Genomic DNA, 20,903 nt, shown 5'->3' on the forward strand with positions numbered 1-20,903 from the left:
GACGTTTTTTTTGCGGCGTGCGACTACGCGGGCGACAGCGGCATGCCGGCGGATGCCGGATCGGGCGCGCCCGACTGCCGGCCTTGCTCGACCAGCCATTCGAACATCCGCTCGACGATCGGCGAACGCGACGGACCGTCGATGCGTGACAGCCACCACGTGGTGCCGGGCAGGCGCGGGTAGTCGGCGAGCACGGTCAGCGCGTGCTGGTCGAGGCCGGCCTGCGCGACGAGGCGCGGCAGGCACGCGATGCCGCGGCCGCGCAGCACGGCGTCCAGCACGAGCCGCTGATCGTCGTAGATCGCGTGCATCCGGAAGTCCGACAATTGCTCGCGAAACACCGTGGCCATGCGCTCGTCGGTCAGGCTGGCTTCGAGGCAGATGAGCCCCGCATGCCGCGGGTGCTCGCCGCGCGGCACGCGTTCGAGCTGTTTCGCCAGCGGCATTGCGCACACCGTTACCCATTCGTCCCGCATGAACGGGATGTCCAGCAGGCCCGGCTGCAGCATCGGCCGCGTGCCGATCGTCATGTCGACGTCGATCTCGTCGACATAGCGCGCCGTTTCGTCGGTCGACAGCAGCGGGCACAGGTCCGGCAGCGCCTGTTGCAACTGCTCGAGGCGCGGCTGCAGCCAGCCGTGCAGCAGCGGCGCAGGGCACACCAGCACGACGAGCCCCGGGTTCAGGTAGGTCGCGATACGGTCGAGCCCGCCGCGCAACGTGTCCATCGCGCGCTGCACGCTGCGCTGCAGGACTTCGCCGGCAATGGTCAGTTCGACGCCGCGGCCGCGACGGCGAAACAGCGGCTGCCCGAGTTGCGCTTCGAGCTGCTGGATCTGATGGCTGATCGCCGATTGCGACAGGTGCAGCTCGTCGGCCGCACGCGAGAAATTGCCCAGCCGGGCCGCGGCTTCGAAGCCGGTCAGCAGTTTCAGGGACGGAACGCGTTGCATCGAGGTATGAGGTAAATTGATCGATTCGGCCAAAAAATATCAATATTCATCAAGTTTAGCCTGACGCACAATCGGCCATCAATCACAACGGAGGCTGATCGATGGGTCGCTTTGATGCTCGCCAGCGCGGTTACCGGATGCCCGCCGAATGGGAATCCATGGACGCCACGTGGCTCGGATGGCCGGTTCTCGAAGGGCGCGAGGACCTGTGGGGCGTTCATTACGCGCAGGTTTGCCGCGAATTCGCGCTGGTCGCGCGGACGATCGCCCGCTACCAGCGCTGCGTGGTGGCCGTCCACCACAGCCAGGCCGACGCCGCGCGCGAGCTGGTCGGTGCGAGCGTCGACGTGCTGCCGGTCGCGGCCGAGGACAACTGGCTGCGCGATTGCGGGCCGATCTTCCTCGTCAGCGAGCAGCGCAGGCTGGGGGCGGCCGTGTTCCGCTTCAACTGCTGGGGCGAGAAATACCAGCCGTACGACGGCTGCCAGCAGGCCGGGCAGGACATCGCGCGCGCGGCAGGCGCCGAGATATTCAATTCGCACATGGTGCTGGAGGGCGGTTCGTTCTACGTCGACGGGCAGGGCACGCTGGTCACCACCGAGAGCTGCCTGCTGCATCCCAATCGCAACCCGCACCTGAGCCGCGCGGAGATCGAAGCGGAGCTCCGGCGCATGCTGGGTGTCGAGAAGATCGTCTGGCTGCCCGGCAATCCCGACGAAGTGGAGACGAATGGGCACGTCGACGGCATCGCGTCGTTCATCGCGCCGGGCCGGATGCTGTGCCAGGCCGCGCTGCCCGAACAGGGCGACTATTTCCGCGTGATGCGCGAAAACCGTCGCGCGCTGGAGCTCGCGACCGACGCGGCCGGGCGCCGTTTCGAACTGCTCGACCTGCCGTCGCCGATCGTCAGCGAGCGCTTCGGCTCCGAGCGCTACTGCGATTGCTATGCGAACTACATTCTGGTGAACGGCGCGGTGATCGTGCCTGCGTTCGGCGTCGAGCAGGATCAGGCCGCGCGCGAGGTCTTCGGTCGCGCGTTCCCGGGACGTAACGTGGAGATGTTGCCGATCCCGACGCTGTCGATCGGCGGCGGCAGCATCCACTGTTCGACGCAGCAGCAGCCGTCCGTCGCGATCTGAGCGACGCCTGACCAGCAGGTATCGATCCCGCGAGGAGCAATTGCAATGACGTCCAAACACATTACCGTCGCCGCCGTACAGATGGCGTCGGGTAGCTGGAACCTCGAAGACAACATGGCCACCGCGGAGCGCCTGATCCGCGCGGCCGCCGCACAGGGCGCGAATCTCGTGCTGTGCCCGGAGCTGTTCGCGATGCCGTACTTCTGCGTCGACCAGAACGTGCGCCATCTCGAACTCGCGCAGCCGTTCGAAGGCAACGCGCAGATCGCCCGTTTCGCGGCGCTGGCCGGCGAACTCGGCATCGTGCTGCCGATCGGTTTCTTCGAGCGCGCGGGCAATGCCGCATACAACTCGATCGCCGTCGCGGATGCCGACGGACGCGTGCTCGGCGTTTATCGCAAGACGCATATCCCGGACGGGCCGGGCTATACGGAGAAGTTCTATTTCACGCCCGGCGACACCGGATTCAAGGTGTGGGACACGCGTTTCGGCCGGATCGGCATCGGCATCTGCTGGGACCAGTGGTATCCGGAGACGGCGCGTTGCCTCGCGCTGATGGGCGCCGAGATCCTGTGCTTTCCGACCATCATCGGCTCGGAGCCGTTCAGCAGCGAGTTCGACTCGGCCGGCCACTGGCAGCGCACGATGCAGGGCCACGCCGCCGCGAACATGGTGCCGGTGGTGGCCGCCAACCGGATCGGCCGCGAGGTCGGCTTCGGCAACGGCAATCCGCAGCAGCAGGCGCTCACGGGCGTGTTCTACGGGTCGAGCTTCATCGCGGATCACACCGGCGCGAAGCGGGCCGAAGCGAACCGCACCGACGAAGCGGTGCTCGTGCACACGTTCGACCTCGACGCGATCCGCGCCGACCGGCAATCGTGGGGCTTCTTCCGCGATCGCCGCCCGGAGATGTATCGCACGTTGCTCACCAGCGACGGCATGTCGTCCTGTTATCGATGAGGAGTGCCCGATGAAACGGAACGGATGGCTGCGCGTCGCGGTGCCGGGCCTCGCGCTGTGCGTGCTGGCCGGAACGGCCCGCGCCGACGAGGAGAAGGTGCTGAACCTGTACAACTGGAGCAATTACTTCGCGCCGGATACCGTGTCGGCGTTCGAGAAGGAAACCGGCATCAAGGTTCGCTACGATGCGTACGACAGCGACGAGACGCTGCAATCGAAGCTGCTGACCGGCAACAGCGGCTACGACCTCGTGTGGCCCACCAACGACTTCATGGCCAGGCAGATCCAGGCCGGCGTGTTTCGCAAGCTCGACAAGAGCCGGCTGCCGAACCTGAAGTATCTCGATCCGTCGCTGCTGAAGCAGATGGCGCAATCCGATCCCGGCAACCAGTACGGCGTGCCGTACATGTGGGGCACCGTGGGCGTCGGCTACGACCGCGCGAAAGTGCACGCGATCCTCGGCAAGGACATGCCGGCCGACAGCCTCGACCTGCTGTTCGACCCGGCGATCGCGGCGCGCGTCGCCGCGCAGTGCGGGCTGGGCCTGCAGGACTCCGCGAGCACGGTGCTGCCGCTGGCGCTGCGTTACATCGGCCGCGATCCGATGCATCCGTCCGCGCAGGATTACGCGGCCGCGCAGGCGATGCTGATGAAGGTCCGGCCGTTCATCCGCCAGTTCGTCGGCTCGTCCGACGCCAACGAGCTGATCGAAGGCGAGCTGTGCGTGACGGTCGGCTTCTCCGGTGCGATCAACCTGGCCGCGCAGAAGGCGAAGGCGCGCGATCCGAAGCGCGATATCGTGTACGACATCCCGCGCATCGGCAGCCTGATGTGGTTCGACGCGATGGTCATTCCGGCATCCGCGAAACATCCGGACAACGCGCATGCGTTCATCAACTACATCCTGCGGCCGGACGTGATCGCGAAGATCTCGAATGCGACGCGCTACGCGAATGCGAACCAGGGCGCGCTGAAGCTGATGGACCCGGCGCTGGTGCGCGATCCGGGCATCTATCCGGACGAGTCGACGCGGCGCACGCTGTTTACGCCGATCGCCGAATCGCCGGCCGCGATGCGTGTCGAAGGTCGAACCTGGCTCGGCTTCAAGACGGCGCGACCGTGACGGCACACCATGAAACAACCGAAGCAACCGGCAAGCGAAAGAGGAATGCCATGACAACGAGACGTCAACTGTTGAAACGCGGCCTGTCCGTATCGGGCGCGGCGCTGGCCGCCAGCACGCTGGGCGGGTTGCTCGGCCGCGCCGCGCATGCGCAGCAGGGCGCGGCCTGGCACATGCCGGACGAGGGCGCCGCACACGGCGACCTGGATGGCGTTCGGCCCGAGCGAGGACATCTGGGGCGCGCGGCTCCTGCCCGTGGTGCGCGAGAACCTCGCCGCAGTCGCGAAGGCGATCGCCGCGCACGAGCCGCTCAAGATGCTGGTGCGGGAACAGGACTATGCGATTGCGTCGCGCCTGTGCGGCTCATCGGTCGAGCTCGTCCAGCATCCGGTCGACGATCTGTGGATGCGCGACACGGGGCCCGTGTTCGTGAAGAATGCGTCGGGCCAGCTCGGCGGCGTGAGCTTCAATTTCAACGGCTGGGGCAACAAGCAGGAACACGATCAGGATGCCGAAGTTGCGTCATTCGTCGCCGAGCGTGCCGGTGCACGGCTGATCGACACGCGGCTGGTGCTGGAAGGCGGCGGCATCGAGGTGGACGGCGAGGGGACGGCGATCATCACGCGCAGTTGCGTGCTGAATCCGAACCGCAATCCGGGCGTCAGCCAGGCGCAGTGCGAGGCGGAGCTGAGCCGCCTGCTCGGGCTGAAGAAGATCATCTGGTTGCCCGGCATCGCGGGCAAGGACATCACCGACGGGCATACCGACTTCTACGCGCGCTTCACGAGCCCGGGCGTCGTGGTGGCCGGGCTCGACACGGATCCGTCCTCGTACGACCACGCGGTGACGCGGCAGCATCTGGAGATCCTGCGGAAATCCACCGACGCGAAGGGCCGCCCGTTGAAGGTCGTCGTGCTGCCGGGCCCGAAGACCGTCCGGCACACCTACGAGAACGCGGAGTTCGCGGCCGGCTACATCAACTTCTACGTGTGCAACCGCGCCGTGATCGCGCCGCAGTTCGGCGACAGCCGGGCCGACCGCAATACGCGTGACACGCTCGTCGACCTGTTTCCCGGCCGGGACGTCATTCAGCTGAATATCGACGGCATCGCGGCGGGCGGCGGCGGCATCCACTGCACCACGCAACAGCAGCCGGCCTGAGCGCGGCCGCGGGCCGGTCTGCTTGACCGGTTCGCACGGCTGCCGGCATTTGCCGGTCGTTCCGGACTACTGAAGAAAAACGCGGAATCCGTCCCGGTGGACGGAAGCCGGCATGCGCGCACGCGCGCCGGCTGCGCAACGGAGTGAACACATGACGAAAAAAGGGACCCGCGCAAGCGTAGACAAACTCGTGCGGCACATGCCGGATACCGGACGACGCGGATTCATCCGCTGTTCGGCCGTGTGGCTCGGCATGCCGCTGCTGGGCAGCCTGGCCGCATGCGGCGGCGACGGCGCGTCCGACGCGACTGCCGCGCCGCGTGTGACGCCGTCGGCTCGGCAGGCCGTGTACCGGCTGCCGGCCGAAGAGGCGCCGCACGCGTCGACCTATATGGCCTTCGCGTCCGGCACGGAAGGCATCTGGATGCCCGTCACGCCGCAGAGCACGGATGCCGGCATCGACCGGGTTCGGGCCGACCTGATGGACGTCGCGAAAGCGATCGGCGCAACCGAACCGGTCGACCTGCTGGTGCTGCCGGCCGATCTCGACGCGGCCCGCGCGCTGCTCGCGAACGCGAGCGTCGCGAATCCCGACCTGCATGCGCGTTATGCGGCGCGTCCGGCGGGCGCGGGCGGGATCAACCTCGTGCCGCTCGCCGACGGCTTCGACGATTTCTGGGTGCGCGACACGGGCTGCGTGTTCGTCAGGGACACCGCGAACGGCAATGCGCTGAATGCGGTCGGCTTCAATTTCAACGGGTGGGGCAACGCGAACACCGACGGCGTCGGCGCGACGATCCCGCCGGCGGTCGCGGCCGCGAGCAACCGGTCGAAGGCGGGCAGGTTCTTCCAGCCATTCGGCCGGGACAGCGCGGTGGCAGGCTGGATGGCGCAGACGAAAGGCGCGAACCTGATCCGCAGCACGTTGACGCTCGAAGGCGGTGCGATCGAATTCGACGGCGATGCGACGGCGATCCTCACCGAGTCGGCCGTGCTGCACGTGAACCGGAATCCGCAATTGTTCGACATCCCGAACGGCGCCATCGCCAACGCGACGCTGCTGCCGACGGCGAAAGATACCGTGCTCGCGGAGTTGCGGCGCACGCTGGGCGTACGGAAGATCATCTGGCTGCCGGGCACCGCAATCTATCCGCGCGGCAGCGGCGTGGGCGGCGCCGGCGGTGCGGCGACACCGGCCGGCGAGAGCGACATCACGAACGGTCACGTCGATTTCTATGCGCGGTTTCTCGCGCCGGGTGTGGTCGCGTGCTGCTACGACGCGTCGAATTCGACCGGCGAACGCGCGTTGACGGATGCGAACCGGCAACGCCTCGCCGGCCAGACCGATGCGAACGGCCGGCCGCTGCAGATCGTCGAGCTCGTGCCGCCGGTCAATTTCGGCACGTCGGCCGGCACCACGCTGAACGACCGGCAGATGTCGCATTTCGCGGCCGGCTACATCAATTTCTACACGTGCAACGGCGCGATCGTGATGCCGAAGTTCAACGACGCGGCGGCCGACGCGGCCGCGGTCGCCGCGGTCAGCCCGTATGCGGGGAACCGGGCGATCGTACAGGTCGACATCCTCGGCATCGCGTCGGGCGGCGGCGGCATCCACTGCTCGACCCGGGAAGTGCCGGCGTGAGCGGGACGCGTCATATCGATATCGAAATCGATTCGTTGTCCGTGGCGAGCGATTTCCTTAATCTGGAGCCGTAGTTCGTGTGACACCTCCTTGACTGGGATTCGCGCCCGCTGCTTGCAGCGGGCGTTTTTTTGTTCCGATCATTCGAGCGTCCAGGATATACAATCGGCAGCGCTTGTCCGAGGCACCATCGACGATTGAAAAAATATCCATGAAAGAACAACGATCATCCGTTCCGGGCCTGACGATCCTGCTGGCCGTCGTCAACCTCGCCGTCTTCCTGCTGATGTGGCGACAGGCATTGTACGGCGCGCTGCCGAACAGTCTGCTGCTCGGCTGGGGCGCCAACTTCGCGCCCTATACGCTGACCGGGCAGCCGTGGCGCCTGCTGACCAGCGCGTTCCTGCACGGCGGTTGGCAGCACCTGGCGCTGAACCTTTACATGCTGATCGTGCTCGGCACCGTGCTCGAGCGCGCGGGCGGCTCACTGCGGTTCGGCGTCGTGTACTTGCTGTCGGCGCTCGGCGGCTCGCTGCTGAGCGCGCTCTGGTCCGGGTATCACGAGGTCAGCGCAATGCAGGTCGCGTTCGGCATCGTGTTGCCGACGAGCGGCATCCGCCCGGTCGTCAGCGTCGGAGCGTCGGGCGCGCTGATGGGACTGGCCGGCGCGGCCGCGGCGTTCGCATTGCACCGGCGTGCGGATCGAGGTCGCGATGCGGGCGTCGTCATCAATCTCGGCGCGGTGGCCCAGGTGATCGCCATCAACCTGGTGTCGGGATTCTTCATTTCCGGTATCGACCAGGCTGCGCATCTGGGCGGTGTCGTCACGGGTTTCGTCGTCGGCTGGATACTGTACGGTTTTCGTCCTTCGGATGCTTCGCTGCGTGGCGCGGTGCTGCCGGTCACGCTGGCGGTGCTGGGCAGTGGCGTGATGCTGTTTGCGGCGCAGCGCGCGGGCAGCGCGGAGCTGCAGGAGCTACGCACGGCCGTGGATCGTGAGCGTGCACAAGACGACGCGCGGCAGCAGGCGAAGCGCGATGCGGACACGATTGCCGACCAGATCCGCGAGGACGAGCAGCATCGCACCGCGCCAGTGTCCGCGGAACTGGCCGCGGGCACGGTCGTCCCGGTCGGCAAGGGTACCTATGCGATGGTCATGGGAGCGTCGGGCAAGCGCCTGTACATCGCCGACAACGACGAGAACACGCTCGTCGTCGTCGACGTCGACAAGCGCACGGTGGTCCGCACGATTGCCGGAGAGCCGTTCAAGACGGGGCTTAACGGGTGTCCAAGCAACCTGTGCCGCGGCCGCGGCGCGAGCGGAGTAGCTGTCAGCCCGGATGAGCGCTATGCGTACGTGACGTCGATGCGCGAGGACAGCGTCGTACGCATCGATCTGGCGAGCGGCAAGATCGTCGACAGTGCGACGCTCGGTCGGTTTCCGCGCGCGATCGTCGCATCGGCATCTCACGACAGACTCTACGTGCTGAATGGCGTCGACGATACGGTGTCCGTCGTCAGCATGACGCACTGGCCGCAGGTTGTCGCGACGCTGAAACTGGGTGATGGCGACGGGGCGGGCGTCGAGTTCGGGCGGCCACTGTCGATGTGGCTGTCGCCGGACGGCAAGCAACTGAACGTCAACGCGATGCAGAAAGGCACGATCGTCGCGTTCGATACTTCGACGAACGAGCCGGTCCGCTCGTATCCGCTCGATGCAGGCTTCATCCAGGCGGAACCGGGCGCGCCGGGCGCGGGAACATGGCTCTACGGCGCGTCGTCGGTCAAGTGGGTGGACCCGGCGAGCCTCGCGCCGCTGAGGACCTATCCGGTCTGCCAGACTTCGGCGCACAGCTTCGACGGCAGCGATGATGGCAAGCTGATCGCCGTGACCGCGTACGACGGCTCGCCGATGCGCGTGATCAAGGTGGCGACCCGCCGAACTGTCGGCGAATTTCCGGTTGCGGGCGGCGTGTCGCAGGTGATCTTCGCGCCAGACCATCGCACGCTCTACGCACTGGGTGCTGCGGGCACGCTGTCGTTCCTCAGCATGGACCGCTCGCTCGATTACCTGCAAGACACGGGCGCTGGCGAATTCCTGTGTGCGGCGTCCGCGGACGGCGAAGAGGGCGCCGATGGCGCGTGACCGCGCAGCCAGCCTCATCACGAAACCCGCAGAGCAAAGCACCATTTGTTGGTTCGGATTCACCGCACACGCTGATACGTTAGCGGCTTCGCGACCCCACACGCGTCGCGATGTTCCTCGAACCGGCCGCCGCGCGATCCGCGGCGGCCTTCATAACAAATCAGGTCGTGCTCATGAAAATCCACACTCTCGCTACGTGGCTCGTCGGGGCCGCGCTCGTCACCGCAGGCACCGTCGCGCATGCGGACCGTCTCGATGACATCAAAAAGGCCGGCGTGCTGCGCGTTGCAACGTTCGACAGCAATCCGCCGTTCGGTTATGTCGATGCAAAGAACAACCACATCGTCGGTCTCGACGTCGACTATGCGAAGGCGCTCGCCGACAAGCTCGGCGTGAAGCTGCAGCTCCAGCCGACCAACCCCGCGAACCGCATTCCGTTCCTGACGTCCGGCAAGGTCGATCTCGTGCTCGCGAACTTCACGATTACCGACGAGCGCGCGAAGCAGGTCGACTTCAGCATTCCGTATTTCTCGTCGGGCCAGCAGTTTCTCGCGAAGAAGGGCGTGCTGAAATCGGCCGACCAGTTGAACGGCCTGCGCGTCGGCGCGGACAAGGGCACGACGAACGAGATCACGCTGCGCGAGAAATTCCCGAAGGCGACGATCGTCGCATATGACGACACGCCGTTCGCGTTCGCCGCGCTGCGCGCCGGCAACGTGCAGGCGATCACGCAGGACGGCCCGAAGCTGATCGGCCTGCTCGCGAACGTGCCCGACAAGCAGAACTACGAGATCCCGGCGTTCACGATCTCGAACGATTACATGGGCGTCGGCGTGCCGAAGGGCGAGACACGCCTGCTCGGTTTCGTCAACGACACGCTGAAGGGGCTCGAGGCGAACGGCCGCGCCGCGCAGATCTACGACGCATGGTTCGGGCCGACGACGAAGACGCCGCTCACGCGCATCTTCCGCATCGGCGACAAGACCTGAGCCACGCCGCACGCGCGCCGCGACCTGCCGGCACGTCGGCAGCGCGGCGCTTTCCGTTTTCTTCCGATCGCGCGCTTCGCGCACGTACCTCAGCATGCTCGGGTTGGCTCCCAAATATCTGTCCTGGCTCTGGCAGGGTTTCCTGCTGACACTCGGCCTCGCGGCCGCGTCGGCCGTCGCCGCGACCGCCGGCGGGCTGCTGCTCGCGGTCATGCGCCATGCGCGCGGCACGGCGCTGCGCACGGCCGCCGCCGCATACGTCGTCGCGTTCCGCAACACGCCGCTGCTCGTGCAGTTGCTGTTCTGGTATTTCGGCGTCGCGTCGTTGCTGCCCGACACGTGGATCGCATGGCTGAACACGCGCCATGAAGTGAGCGCGGGCCCGCTCACGCTCGCATGGCCGTCGTTCGAATTCGTCGCGGGCTGGGTCGGGTTGAGCGCGTATACGGCCGCGTTCGTCGCCGAGGAGTGCGAGGCCGGCCTGCGCGGCGTGCGTCTTGCGCAGCATGACGCGGCGGCGGCGCTCGGCCTCACGCCGATGCAGTCGCTGCGCTACGTGGTGCTGCCGCAGGCCGTGCGCATCGCGTTGCCGCCGCTGTTCGGCCAATACATGAATCTCGTGAAGAACTCGTCGCTCGCGATGGCGATCGGCGTGGCCGAACTGTCGTATGCGTCGCGGCAGGTCGAAACGGAAACGTTCAAGACCTTCGCTGCGTTCGGCGTCGCGACCTTGCTGTACGTCGCGGCAGTGGCCGCGATCGAGGCCGGTGCATACGCGGCCACGCAATGGCGCGACCGGCTCGAGGCGGGGCGCTGACGATGGACCTTTCGCTGCTACTCGCCAACCTGCCGTACCTGCTCGTCGGCGCGTTCCCGGAAGGCCCGCTCGGCGGCGCCGCGCTGTCGCTGGTGCTTGCGATCGCGTCGGCCGTTGCATCGGCGGTGCTCGGCATCGCGCTCGGCGTCGCGATGGCGCTCGCGCGCGGCCCGGTGCGCGTGCTGCTGCTCGCGTTCATCGGCTTCTTCCGCGCGATTCCCGTGCTGATGCTGATCTTCTGGACGTACTTCCTGATGCCCGTGCTGCTGCACATGGATGTGCCGGGGCTCGCGACGGTCGTGTGCGCGCTCGCGCTCGTCGGCGGCGCGTATCTTGCGCATGCGGTGCATGCGGGCATCGTCGCCACGGGCGACGGGCAATGGCAGGCCGGGCTGTCGCTCGGGCTCACGCGCTGGCAGACGGTGCGCCATGTGCTGCTGCCGCAGGCGATCCGGATCATGACGCCGTCGTTCGTCAACCAGTGGGTCGCGCTCGTGAAGGACACGTCGCTCGCGTATATCGTCGGCGTGCCGGAACTGTCGTTCGTCGCGACGCAGGTGAACAACCGGCTGATGGTGTATCCGGCGCCGATCTTCCTGTTCGTCGCGGCGATCTATCTGGTGCTGTGCACGTCGCTCGACGGCGCGGCGCGCTGGCTGCTGTCGCGGGGCTCGCGCGCGGAACGCGTCGAGCAGGCAACAGCCGAGTGCACGGAACCCGCGCGGTGATGGTGTGCCGCGCGCCGTGGCGAACTGCCGGTGAGGAAACGCTAGCGAATATCCGTGGTGGACCGCACATCGGGCAGGTCGGGCCCGGCGTGCAGTACGGACATGAACGGTAGATGGCCGGCCGCCGGCGCCGCTGCTTCCGGAGCGACGGCGGGCGGCACGCGTATCACGACGCCGAATAGTGTGCGTTGAAGACCGCGCGCAGCGTCGATTTGTCAGTCGCGAAATCGCCCCACAGCGGCCCGTCGTTCTGCGCGAACGCGAACGGCGCCGTATTGATCGACGCGAGGCGGAAGCGCCATTGCGCCGCTTCCTGGCGGAACGCGGTGAGCTGCATGTCGGACAGCGCCGTCTGCGCGCTGGCGAGCGTGACCAGCGGGTCGACCGGATCGTTCGCGATACGCACCTCGAAATGCAGGTGCGGGCCCGTTGCGGCGCCGGTCATCCCGACCGAGCCGAGCCGCTGGCCCTGCTTCACGGTTTCGCCGGTCTTGAGCCCGTGCGCGAACGCGGACAGGTGCGCGTAGTAGGTCGAGTAGCCGTCCGCGTGATCGACGATCACGTAGCGGCCGTAGCCGCCCGGATCGAAACCGACGAACGACACGACGCCGTCGGCCGCCGCGTCGACGGGCGTGCCGCTCGGCGCGGCGAGATCGACGCCCGTATGGAACGCCATCGCCTGCGACAGCGGATGGATGCGCTCGCCGAAGAACGAGCTGATGCGCGTCCACTTGACCGGCATCGTGAATGCGGCGGCTTCGAGCGGCGAGCCGTCGAGCGCGTTGTAGTACGCGCCGTGCTCGGCGCCCGGCGCGCGGAACCAGATCGCGCCGAACGTACGGCCGGCGACGCGCAGTTCGAACGCGGTGAGGCGCGGCGTGCCGTCGTTGGTGTCGTACGCGACGCGGTAATAGTCGCCGCGCTGCGCACTCGCACGCATCGCGACCTTGCCGGTGACGAGATCGCCGAGCTGGATGCGCACCTCGGGCGGCACGTCGAGACGGTTCAGCGTATCGGACAGCGTGAGCTCGATGTCGCCCGCGCGCATCCCGTGCCGGTTTTCGGGCGGTGCGAGCTGGAACAGGCTCGCATAGCCGAGCATGTCGTTGCGGTGTGCGCTGAGCGGCGCGAACAGGCCCGGCTGCACGCTGCGGTCGTTGCGTTCGCCGTATTCATTGCGCCCGCCGAGCGTGCGGGCGAGCTCGCCCGTCACGAAATGCTGCGCGGTGGGAAACGGCGTGTCGGACAGCACGCGCTGCGGCAGCGCGGCCGTGCCGGAATCGACGGCGCCCGGCAGTTGCGACACGGCCGGCAGTGCGGCGGCAAGGCCGAGTGCGGCGAGGGCGCCGAGCACGGCGGCCGGCACGAGCGCGCGCGCGACGCGCTGCGCGCGGCCGGGCGCGAAAGCATCAGGGGTTGCGGCAGGCTTGACCAAGGTGTCCACATCCAGGAAAGCGGTTCAAAGGGGTGTGGGCAGGGGCCGTCGGCGGCACAACCGTCGAATGGCGACGGGGCGGGCGGCGGGCGTGCAACAAAACAGGCCCCGGCAGGGGCCTGTGTCGTTTCCGTTCGACCCAACGCGCGGGGCGGGCCCGCTTCGAACGGCGGCGTGCATACCGGGTCGAACCCGGTTATCACGAAGACGCTAAAGAAAGATGACAGCGTCAGTCTACCGATGTTCCGCGAAACGTTAAAAATTTTAAAGGGGGTCAGCTCATTCGTTTCGCAGTGCGGTAAATCGGGTTAAATCAGCATTTGTTACGACGATTTTCGTCAGTCCGGCAATTTTTGCGCACGGCCGCGCAGTGCGGCGGACGTGCGGACGGCGTCGAAGCCGGCGTCGAGCATCGCTTCAGCGTCGTTCCACAGGTTGCCGCGCAGCCGGTTGGTCCAGATCATCGACGCGAACACGCCTTCGAGCAGCGACACGAGATAGACGGCGGCCAGGTGCACGTCGAGATCGGCAGCGAGTTCGCCGGCCGCGATCGCGCGGCGCAGCAGCGCCTTCGTGATCCGCAGCATCTGCAGCTCGAGCAGCATGCGGCGCCGCTGCAGTGCGCCGTTTTCCTCGCTCTGCTCGCACTTCGTATAGAGGATCACGAGCACGCGCTGCATCGGGCCCGGCTCGCCGCATTCCTGCAGGTAGTGCGACGCGGCGCGCCGCAGCGTGGCGAGCGGCGGCAGGCCGTCGCCTGCGTCGAAGCCTTCCGACGTGCGCGCGAACGCGCGGTCGCACATCGCGAGACACACTTCCATCTTGTTGCGGTAGTGGCCGTAGACGGCGCCCCGCGACATCCCGGCGGCCTCGGCGAGGTCCGCCATCGCGGTTTGCGCGACGCCTTTCTCGAGCAGCACGAGCTCGGCGGCGTCGAGGATCCGGTGCTTGATGGCGAGCGATTCTTCCCGGGTCTTGCGGGCCATGGCGTGAATTTCCTTACAATTCGCTGTCGTTTTATTGAGACAGTGTGACGGTCAGAGCGAAACAGCGTTTATTTAATCAGTCATGACTGATTATAATCGGCCACCCTGAGCCGCCGCATTTTATCGGCGGCGAACGATCCGAGGTCACCATGAATAACAACAATTGCTTCCTGTCGCGCTGCCGCCGGCTGGCGCCGTTCACGCTGGCGGCCGCGCTCGTCGTGGCCGGATGCGGCAAGGGCGAGCAGGACGCGGAGAAAGAGACCGCGAAGCAGGCGACCGTCGTGACGGTGCGCCCGACGGCCGTGCCGATGACCGTCGAATTGCCGGGCCGGCTCGACGCGTACCGGCAGGCGGAAGTACGCGCGCGGGTCGCGGGCATCGTCACCGCGCGCACCTACGAGGAAGGCCAGGAAGTGAAGCAGGGCGCGGTGCTGTTCCGCATCGATCCCGCGCCGCTGAAGGCCGCGCGCGACGCCGCGCAGGGCGCGCTCGCGAAGGCGCAGGCCGCCGCGCTCGCGGCGAGCGACAAGCGCCGCCGTTACGACGATCTCGTGCGCGACCGCGCGGTGAGCGAGCGCGACCACACCGAGGCCGTTGCCGGCGACACGCAGGCGAAGGCCGAGGTTGCATCCGCGAAGGCCGAACTCGCGCGTGCGCAGTTGCAGCTCGACTATGCGACCGTCACCGCGCCGATTGCGGGCCGCGCCCGGCGCGCGCTCGTGACCGAAGGCGCGCTCGTCGGCCAGGACCAGGCGACGCCGCTCACGACCGTCGAGCAGCTCGATCCGATCTACGTGAACTTCTCGCAGCCGGCCGCCGACGTCGACGCGCTGCGCCGCGCGGTGAAGAGCGGGCGCGCGACCGGCATCGCGCAGCACGACATCGCGGTGACGCTGATGCGCGCCGACGGCAGCGCGTATCCGCTGAAAGGCAAGCTGCTGTTCAGCGATCTCGCGGTCGATCCGACCACCGACACCGTCGCGATGCGCGCGCTGTTCCCGAATCCGGAGCGCGAGCTGCTGCCGGGCGCGTATGTGCGGATCGCGCTCGACACGGCGGTCGACCAGCGGGCGATCCTCGTGCCGCGCGACGCGCTGCTGCGCACGACCGATCGCACGTCGGTGCGTGTCGTCGGCGCGAACGGCAAGGTCAAGGACGTCGAGGTCGCGGCCGACCAGATGAGCGGCCATGACTGGCGCATCACGCGCGGCCTGACCGGCGGCGAGCGCGTGATCGTCGACAACGCCGCGCAGTTCGCGCCCGATACGGCCGTCAAGCCCGTCGAGAAGGCGCCGCCGTCGAAGGCGGCGCCGGCAGCGGCCGCTTCGCACGCGGCCGCCCGTCAAACCTGACCGGTTCAAACCAACCACCATGGCACGTTTCTTCATCGATCGCCCCGTCTTCGCGTGGGTGATCGCAATCTTCATCATGCTGGGCGGCGCGTTCGCGATCCGCGCGCTGCCCGTCGCGCAGTACCCGGACATCGCACCGCCCGTCGTCAGCATCTACGCGACGTACCCGGGCGCGTCCGCGCAGGTCGTCGAGGAATCGGTGACCGCGCTGATCGAGCGCGAAATGAACGGCGCGCCGGGGCTGATGTATACGTCGGCGACCAGCAGCGCCGGGATGGCGTCGCTGTACCTGACGTTCAAGCAGGGCGTGAACGCCGATCTCGCGGCCGTCGAAGTGCAGAACCGGCTGAAGACGGTCGAGGCGCGGCTGCCCGAGCCCGTGCGCCGCGACGGCATCCAGGTCGAGAAGGCCGCCGACAACATCCAGCTCGTCGTGTCGCTCACGTCGGACGACGGCCGGATGACCGACGTGCAGCTCGGCGAATATGCGTCGGCGAACGTCGTGCAGGCGCTGCGCCGCGTCGACGGCGTCGGCAAGGTGCAGTTCTGGGGCGCCGAATATGCGATGCGGATCTGGCCCGACCCGGTGAAGATGGCCGGGCACGGCCTCACCGCATCGGACATCGCGTCGGCGGTGCGTGCGCACAACGCGCGCGTGACGATCGGCGACATCGGCCGCAGCGCGGTGCCGGCCAGCGCGCCGATCGCGGCGACCGTGTTCGCCGACGCGCCGCTGAAGACGCCGGCCGATTTCGGCGCGATCGCGCTGCGCACGCAGGCCGACGGCTCCGCGCTGTATCTGCGCGACGTCGCGCGCGTCGAGTTCGGCGGCAACGACTACAACTATCCGTCGTACGTGAACGGCAAGGTCGCGACCGGGATGGGCATCAAGCTCGCGCCGGGCTCGAACGCCGTGTCCACCGAGAAGCGCGTGCGCGCGACGATGGATGAGCTGTCCGCGTATTTCCCGCCGGGCGTGAAGTACCAGATCCCGTACGAGACGTCGTCGTTCGTGCGCGTGTCGATGAACAAGGTCGTCACGACGCTGATCGAGGCCGGCGTGCTCGTGTTCCTCGTGATGTTCCTGTTCATGCAGAACCTGCGCGCGACGCTGATCCCGACGCTCGTCGTGCCGGTCGCGCTCGCCGGCACGTTCGGCGTGATGTATGCGGCCGGCTTCTCGATCAACGTGCTGACGATGTTCGGGATGGTGCTCGCGATCGGCATCCTCGTCGACGACGCGATCGTCGTGGTCGAGAACGTCGAGCGGCTGATGGTCGAGGAGGGGCTCGGCCCGTACGACGCGACCGTCAAGGCGATGAAGCAGATCAGCGGCGCAATCGTCGGGATCACCGTGGTGCTGACGTCGGTGTTCGTGCCGATGGCGTTCTTCGGCGGCGCGGTGGGCAACATCTACCGGCAGTTCGCGCTGTCGCTCGCGGTGTCGATCGGCTTCTCGGCGTTCCTCGCGCTGTCGCTGACGCCCGCGCTGTGCGCGACGCTGCTCAAGCCCGTGTCCGGCGACCATCACGAGAAGCGCGGCTTCTTCGGCTGGTTCAACCGCTTCGTCGCGCGTGCGACGCAGCGCTACGCGACGCGCGTCGGCGCGATGCTGAAGAAGCCGGTGCGCTGGCTCGTCGTGTACGGCGCGCTGACCGCGGCCGCGGCGCTGATGCTCACGCAACTGCCGACCGCGTTCCTGCCGGACGAGGACCAGGGCAACTTCATGGTGATGGTGATCCGGCCGCAGGGCACGCCGCTCGCGGAAACGATGCAGAGCGTGCGCGAGGTCGAGTCCTACATCCGCCACGACGAGCCGGCCGCGTATACGTTCGCGCTCGGCGGCTTCAACCTGTACGGCGAAGGGCCGAACGGCGGGATGATCTTCGTCACGCTGAAGAACTGGAAGGAGCGCAAGGCCGAGCGCGATCATGTGCAGTCGATCGTCGCGCGCATCAACGAGCGCTTCGCGGGCACGCCGAACACGACGGTGTTCGCGATGAACTCGCCGGCGCTGCCCGATCTCGGCTCGTCGAGCGGCTTCGACTTCCGGCTGCAGAATCGCGGCGGGCTCGACTACGCGACGTTCAGCGCCGCGCGCGAGCAGCTGCTCGCGGCGGGCGGCAAGGACCGCGCGCTCACCGACCTGATGTTCGCGGGCACGCAGGACGCGCCGCAACTGAAGCTCGATATCGATCGCGCGAAGGCGTCGGCGCTCGGCGTGTCGATGGACGAGATCAACACGACGCTCGCGGTGATGTTCGGTTCGGACTATATCGGCGACTTCATGCACGGCACGCAGGTGCGGCGCGTGGTCGTGCAGGCCGACGGGCTGCACCGGCTCGATCCGGACGACGTGAAGAAGCTGCGCGTGCGCAACGCGCGCGGCGAGATGGTGCCGCTCGCGGCGTTCACGACGCTGCACTGGACGATGGGGCCGCCGCAGCTCACACGCTACAACGGCTATCCGTCATTCACGATCAACGGCTCGGCCGCGGCAGGCCACAGCAGCGGCGAGGCAATGACCTCGATCGAGCGGATCGCCGCGAAGCTGCCGGCCGGCATCGGCTATTCGTGGTCGGGGCAGTCGTTCGAGGAGCGGCTGTCGGGCGCGCAGGCGCCGATGCTGTTCGCGCTGTCGGTGCTCGTCGTGTTCCTCGCGCTCGCGGCGCTCTACGAGAGCTGGTCGATCCCGTTCGCGGTGATGCTGGTGGTCCCGCTCGGCGTGATCGGCGCGGTGCTCGGCGTCACGCTGCGGATGATGCCGAACGACATCTATTTCAAGGTGGGGCTGATCGCGACGATCGGGTTGTCGGCGAAGAACGCGATCCTGATCGTCGAAGTCGCGAAGGACCTGGTCGCGCAGCGCATGTCGCTCGTCGACGCGGCGCTCGAGGCCGCGCGCCTGCGGCTGCGGCCGATCGTGATGACGTCGCTCGCGTTCGGCGTCGGCGTGCTGCCGCTCGCGTTCGCGTCGGGCGCCGCGTCCGGCGCGCAGATGGCGATCGGCACCGGCGTGCTCGGCGGCGTGATCACCGCGACCGTGCTCGCGGTGTTCCTCGTCCCGCTGTTTTTCGTGATCGTCGGCCGCCTGTTCGACGTCGGCCCGCGCCGGCGCGGCGGGGTACAGCCGGCGACGATGGAGGGATCGCAATGATGTTTGCCCTGAATGCGCGCGCGACGTTGCGGGCTCAGATCGCGCTGGCTGCCGCGCTCGCGCTCGCCGGCTGTTCGCTCGCGCCGCGCTACGAGCGGCCGTCGGCACCCGTGCCGGCTACCTATGCGCCGGCTGATGGAAGCCTCGAGCCGGCAGCGGCGTCCGATGCGACACCTGCGGACGCCGCGCTGCTCGACGACTGGCATGCGTATTTCACCGATCCGGCGCTGCAGGCGTGGATCGACGCGGCGCTCGCGAACAACCGCGACCTGCGGATCGCGGCCGGCCGGCTCGAGGAGGCGCGCGCGCTGTACGGCGTGCAGCGCGCGGACCTGCTGCCGTCGGTCGATGCGAATCTCGGCTATGAACGCACGCGCCAGTACGACCCGGTCGTGCGCGAAAGCGCGATCAGCGGGCTGTATCGCGCGGGCGTCGGCGTGAGCGCATACGAACTCGACCTGTTCGGCCGCGTGCGCAACCTGTCCGACGCGGCGCTCGCCGAATATTTCGCGACGGCCGACGCGCAGCGCACGGTCCGCATCGGCGTGATCGCGGAAGTGGCGGGTGCGTATGTATCGGAGCGCTCGCTGTACGAGCAGCTCGCGCTGGCGCAGCGCACGCTCGACGCGCGCGTGCGCATGGCCGCGCTCACGCAGCGCCGCTACGAGGCCGGCACGAGCGATGCGATCGAGCTGCGCTCGGCCGAGATGCTGGTGGCGTCCGCGCGCGCGTCGCAGGCCGCGCTGCAGCGCGAGCATGCGCAGGCCGTGCGGGCGCTGCAGTTGCTCGCGGGCGATTTCGCGCGCAACGTGCCCGGCGACGCGACCGCGCTCGACACGTTGTCGATCGCGCCGGTGGCGCCCGGTGCACCGAGCGCGCTGCTCGAACGGCGGCCGGACATCCGGCAGGCCGAGGCGCGGCTCAAGGCCGCGAACGCGCAGATCGGCGCCGCACGCGCGGCGTTCTTCCCGCGCATCGCGCTGACGACCGACTACGGCTCGGTCAGCGACGCGTTCTCGAGCCTGTTCGCGGGCGGCACGAGCGTGTGGACGTTCGCGCCGCGCATCACGCTGCCGATCTTCGCGGGCGGACGCAATCGCGCGAACCTCGACGTCGCGAACGCGCGCAAGCACATCGCGGTCGCCGAATACGAGAAGACCGTGCAGACCGCGTTCCGCGAAGTGGCCGACGCGTTTGCCGCGCGCGACTGGATCGATCGCCAGCTCGCGGCGCAGCAGGACGTCTACACGGCGGACGGTGCGCGGCTGAAGCTCGCGGAGCGTCGTTATGCGGGCGGCGTCGCGACGTATCTCGAACTGCTCGACGCGCAGCGCAGCACGTACGAGTCGGGGCAGGAGCTGATCCGGCTCAAGCAGCTTCGGCTCGCGAACGCGATCGCGCTGTATCGCGCGCTCGGCGGCGGCTGGGCGCCGGCATCGGCGTCGGCGGAGGTCGCGGCTTCCGCGTGATGTGATGCACTTCGCCTGACGCCGCAGCGCGTCGGGCAACCATGCGACGGCCGCACGATGCGACGTGCGGCCGTCGTTTCGATCGACATCGTTGCCCGCTGTATCGCCGATCGCTATCGGCGATACCTTCCGCTGTCGGGCCAGTCATCCACACCGTTTTTCATCCCGCGGCAGGGCGGAAGGGCATCTTCCGGAGCGGCCCGCATCCGGCGACCGATCGTGTCGCCACCCGGCGCAAACGTGTGCGCCGCATCTTCCCTTTTTCATCTCGTCCATTCAGGCCCGCATGTCGCGCTCCGACGGCGGCGCAAATGCCGGATTCCCGATCGGGAATTGACGATCGAATTAATCCGTGTATTGGAATTAATGATGGTGGCAAAGTGTCGCAGTAAAACGTTTGTATTCGACTCGCAATCGTTTGCGCAATTTATCAGGGGGCGAAGAAAGCCGCTTTTAATTTCCTGTCAGTTGGAAATGATTTGATGTTGGCGTTGCCGTCCGGCAACGGTGGCGGCATTGGATAATGTTTTGTCTTTTTTGAGGGTGTGATCTGCGCGAGCCAATACCAGCAAGGGTAGGCGGGGCGACAACGATTGCCGGATGGAAATATCGTTAATCTTCAATCGGTTCCGTGGAATAAAAAAGGACTGCGGACGAAAATGGCCGGATTGAAAATTGTCGGGAAAGAATGTGGATGATTAAGCGTAAACCGCACATTGTCAGAAGCATTTGACAATGATTTACAAAAAACTTTCACGATTATCTCGATAATGCCGCCTCGTGACGGACGGGAGCCAACCACACGCTGCCTTTTGTATCCGCCACGTCGTCCATTCCCTT

Annotated in this window: 14 protein-coding genes and 1 pseudogene; 12 read left to right on the plus strand and 3 right to left on the minus strand. The window is 67.4% G+C overall.

Annotated features, from left to right (window positions below; translation table 11 throughout):
* Window positions 1–23: 23 nt before the first annotated feature.
* Window positions 24–953 (minus strand): LysR family transcriptional regulator, encoded by a 930-nt coding sequence (locus LXM88_RS13285; protein ID WP_262542763.1) that lies wholly within the window; start codon window positions 951–953, stop codon window positions 24–26.
* A gap of 101 nt (window positions 954–1,054) precedes the next feature.
* Here LXM88_RS13285 and LXM88_RS13290 point away from each other — a divergent pair, with 101 nt between their 5' ends.
* The 9 genes and pseudogenes from LXM88_RS13290 (at window position 1,055) to LXM88_RS13330 (ending at window position 11,661) form a co-directional block, all read left to right on the plus strand.
* Window positions 1,055–2,092 carry an agmatine deiminase family protein gene (locus LXM88_RS13290; protein ID WP_262542764.1) on the plus strand — a complete coding sequence of 346 codons (1,038 nt, stop codon included), beginning with the start codon at window positions 1,055–1,057 and terminating at the stop codon, window positions 2,090–2,092.
* A 45-nt stretch (window positions 2,093–2,137) separates the two neighbouring features.
* Window positions 2,138–3,052, plus strand: coding sequence for an N-carbamoylputrescine amidase (gene aguB / locus LXM88_RS13295; RefSeq protein ID WP_262542765.1), 915 nt, complete (start codon window positions 2,138–2,140; stop codon window positions 3,050–3,052).
* 10 nt (window positions 3,053–3,062) lie between these two features.
* Window positions 3,063–4,175: a polyamine ABC transporter substrate-binding protein gene (locus tag LXM88_RS13300; RefSeq protein WP_262542766.1), complete on the plus strand. Its 1,113-nt coding sequence runs from the start codon at window positions 3,063–3,065 to the stop codon at window positions 4,173–4,175.
* Between the two features lie 50 nt (window positions 4,176–4,225).
* Window positions 4,226–5,336, plus strand: a pseudogene (locus tag LXM88_RS13305) (agmatine deiminase family protein).
* Between the two features lie 151 nt (window positions 5,337–5,487).
* Window positions 5,488–6,981, plus strand: a complete 1,494-nt coding sequence (locus tag LXM88_RS13310; protein ID WP_262542767.1) for an agmatine deiminase family protein — start codon at window positions 5,488–5,490, stop codon at window positions 6,979–6,981.
* A 211-nt stretch (window positions 6,982–7,192) separates the two neighbouring features.
* Window positions 7,193–9,127, plus strand: coding sequence for a rhomboid family intramembrane serine protease (locus tag LXM88_RS13315; RefSeq protein WP_262542769.1), 1,935 nt, complete (start codon window positions 7,193–7,195; stop codon window positions 9,125–9,127).
* Window positions 9,128–9,300: 173 nt separating this feature from the next.
* Window positions 9,301–10,116: an ABC transporter substrate-binding protein gene (locus tag LXM88_RS13320; protein ID WP_262542770.1), complete on the plus strand. Its 816-nt coding sequence runs from the start codon at window positions 9,301–9,303 to the stop codon at window positions 10,114–10,116.
* A 94-nt stretch (window positions 10,117–10,210) separates the two neighbouring features.
* Complete coding sequence (locus LXM88_RS13325; protein ID WP_262542771.1) at window positions 10,211–10,933, plus strand: amino acid ABC transporter permease; 723 nt, start codon at window positions 10,211–10,213, stop codon at window positions 10,931–10,933.
* Between the two features lie 2 nt (window positions 10,934–10,935).
* Window positions 10,936–11,661 carry an amino acid ABC transporter permease gene (locus LXM88_RS13330; protein WP_262542772.1) on the plus strand — a complete coding sequence of 242 codons (726 nt, stop codon included), beginning with the start codon at window positions 10,936–10,938 and terminating at the stop codon, window positions 11,659–11,661.
* Between the two features lie 166 nt (window positions 11,662–11,827).
* On the opposite strand, the gene LXM88_RS13335 is transcribed toward LXM88_RS13330, so the two are convergent.
* Together LXM88_RS13335 and LXM88_RS13340 are read right to left on the minus strand one after the other, a co-directional pair.
* Window positions 11,828–13,096 (minus strand): M23 family metallopeptidase, encoded by a 1,269-nt coding sequence (locus LXM88_RS13335; protein WP_262542773.1) that lies wholly within the window; start codon window positions 13,094–13,096, stop codon window positions 11,828–11,830.
* A gap of 338 nt (window positions 13,097–13,434) precedes the next feature.
* On the minus strand, window positions 13,435–14,082 hold the full coding sequence (locus tag LXM88_RS13340; protein ID WP_072441475.1) for a TetR family transcriptional regulator: 648 nt from the start codon (window positions 14,080–14,082) through the stop codon (window positions 13,435–13,437).
* Between the two features lie 149 nt (window positions 14,083–14,231).
* Between LXM88_RS13340 and LXM88_RS13345 the strand changes: the two genes are divergently transcribed.
* The 3 genes from LXM88_RS13345 to LXM88_RS13355 are packed head-to-tail and all read left to right on the plus strand — an operon-like array spanning window position 14,232 to window position 20,063.
* A complete protein-coding gene (locus LXM88_RS13345; RefSeq protein ID WP_262542775.1) occupies window positions 14,232–15,437 on the plus strand; it encodes a MexX/AxyX family multidrug efflux RND transporter periplasmic adaptor subunit in 1,206 nt (401 codons plus the stop codon).
* Window positions 15,438–15,456: 19 nt separating this feature from the next.
* The gene (locus tag LXM88_RS13350) at window positions 15,457–18,594 is read left to right on the plus strand and encodes a multidrug efflux RND transporter permease subunit (protein WP_262542776.1); all 3,138 of its coding nucleotides are present in this window, start codon (window positions 15,457–15,459) and stop codon (window positions 18,592–18,594) included.
* Window positions 18,594–20,063, plus strand: coding sequence for an efflux transporter outer membrane subunit (locus tag LXM88_RS13355; RefSeq protein WP_262542841.1), 1,470 nt, complete (start codon window positions 18,594–18,596; stop codon window positions 20,061–20,063). The genes LXM88_RS13350 and LXM88_RS13355 overlap by 1 nt, the downstream gene beginning before the upstream one ends.
* Window positions 20,064–20,903: the final 840 nt, after the last annotated feature.

The organism is Burkholderia sp. S-53, assembly GCF_025560745.1.
Classification (GTDB): domain Bacteria; phylum Pseudomonadota; class Gammaproteobacteria; order Burkholderiales; family Burkholderiaceae; genus Burkholderia; species Burkholderia pyrrocinia.

Coding starts and splice junctions, on each gene's coding strand:
- LXM88_RS13285 (WP_262542763.1), bottom strand. CDS start 953: ATGCAACGCGTTCCGTCCCTGAAACTGCTGACCGGCTTCGAAGCCGCG.
- LXM88_RS13290 (WP_262542764.1), top strand. CDS start 1,055: ATGGGTCGCTTTGATGCTCGCCAGCGCGGTTACCGGATGCCCGCCGAA.
- aguB (WP_262542765.1), top strand. CDS start 2,138: ATGACGTCCAAACACATTACCGTCGCCGCCGTACAGATGGCGTCGGGT.
- LXM88_RS13300 (WP_262542766.1), top strand. CDS start 3,063: ATGAAACGGAACGGATGGCTGCGCGTCGCGGTGCCGGGCCTCGCGCTG.
- LXM88_RS13310 (WP_262542767.1), top strand. CDS start 5,488: ATGACGAAAAAAGGGACCCGCGCAAGCGTAGACAAACTCGTGCGGCAC.
- LXM88_RS13315 (WP_262542769.1), top strand. CDS start 7,193: ATGAAAGAACAACGATCATCCGTTCCGGGCCTGACGATCCTGCTGGCC.
- LXM88_RS13320 (WP_262542770.1), top strand. CDS start 9,301: ATGAAAATCCACACTCTCGCTACGTGGCTCGTCGGGGCCGCGCTCGTC.
- LXM88_RS13325 (WP_262542771.1), top strand. CDS start 10,211: ATGCTCGGGTTGGCTCCCAAATATCTGTCCTGGCTCTGGCAGGGTTTC.
- LXM88_RS13330 (WP_262542772.1), top strand. CDS start 10,936: ATGGACCTTTCGCTGCTACTCGCCAACCTGCCGTACCTGCTCGTCGGC.
- LXM88_RS13340 (WP_072441475.1), bottom strand. CDS start 14,082: ATGGCCCGCAAGACCCGGGAAGAATCGCTCGCCATCAAGCACCGGATC.
- LXM88_RS13345 (WP_262542775.1), top strand. CDS start 14,232: ATGAATAACAACAATTGCTTCCTGTCGCGCTGCCGCCGGCTGGCGCCG.
- LXM88_RS13350 (WP_262542776.1), top strand. CDS start 15,457: ATGGCACGTTTCTTCATCGATCGCCCCGTCTTCGCGTGGGTGATCGCA.
- LXM88_RS13355 (WP_262542841.1), top strand. CDS start 18,594: ATGTTTGCCCTGAATGCGCGCGCGACGTTGCGGGCTCAGATCGCGCTG.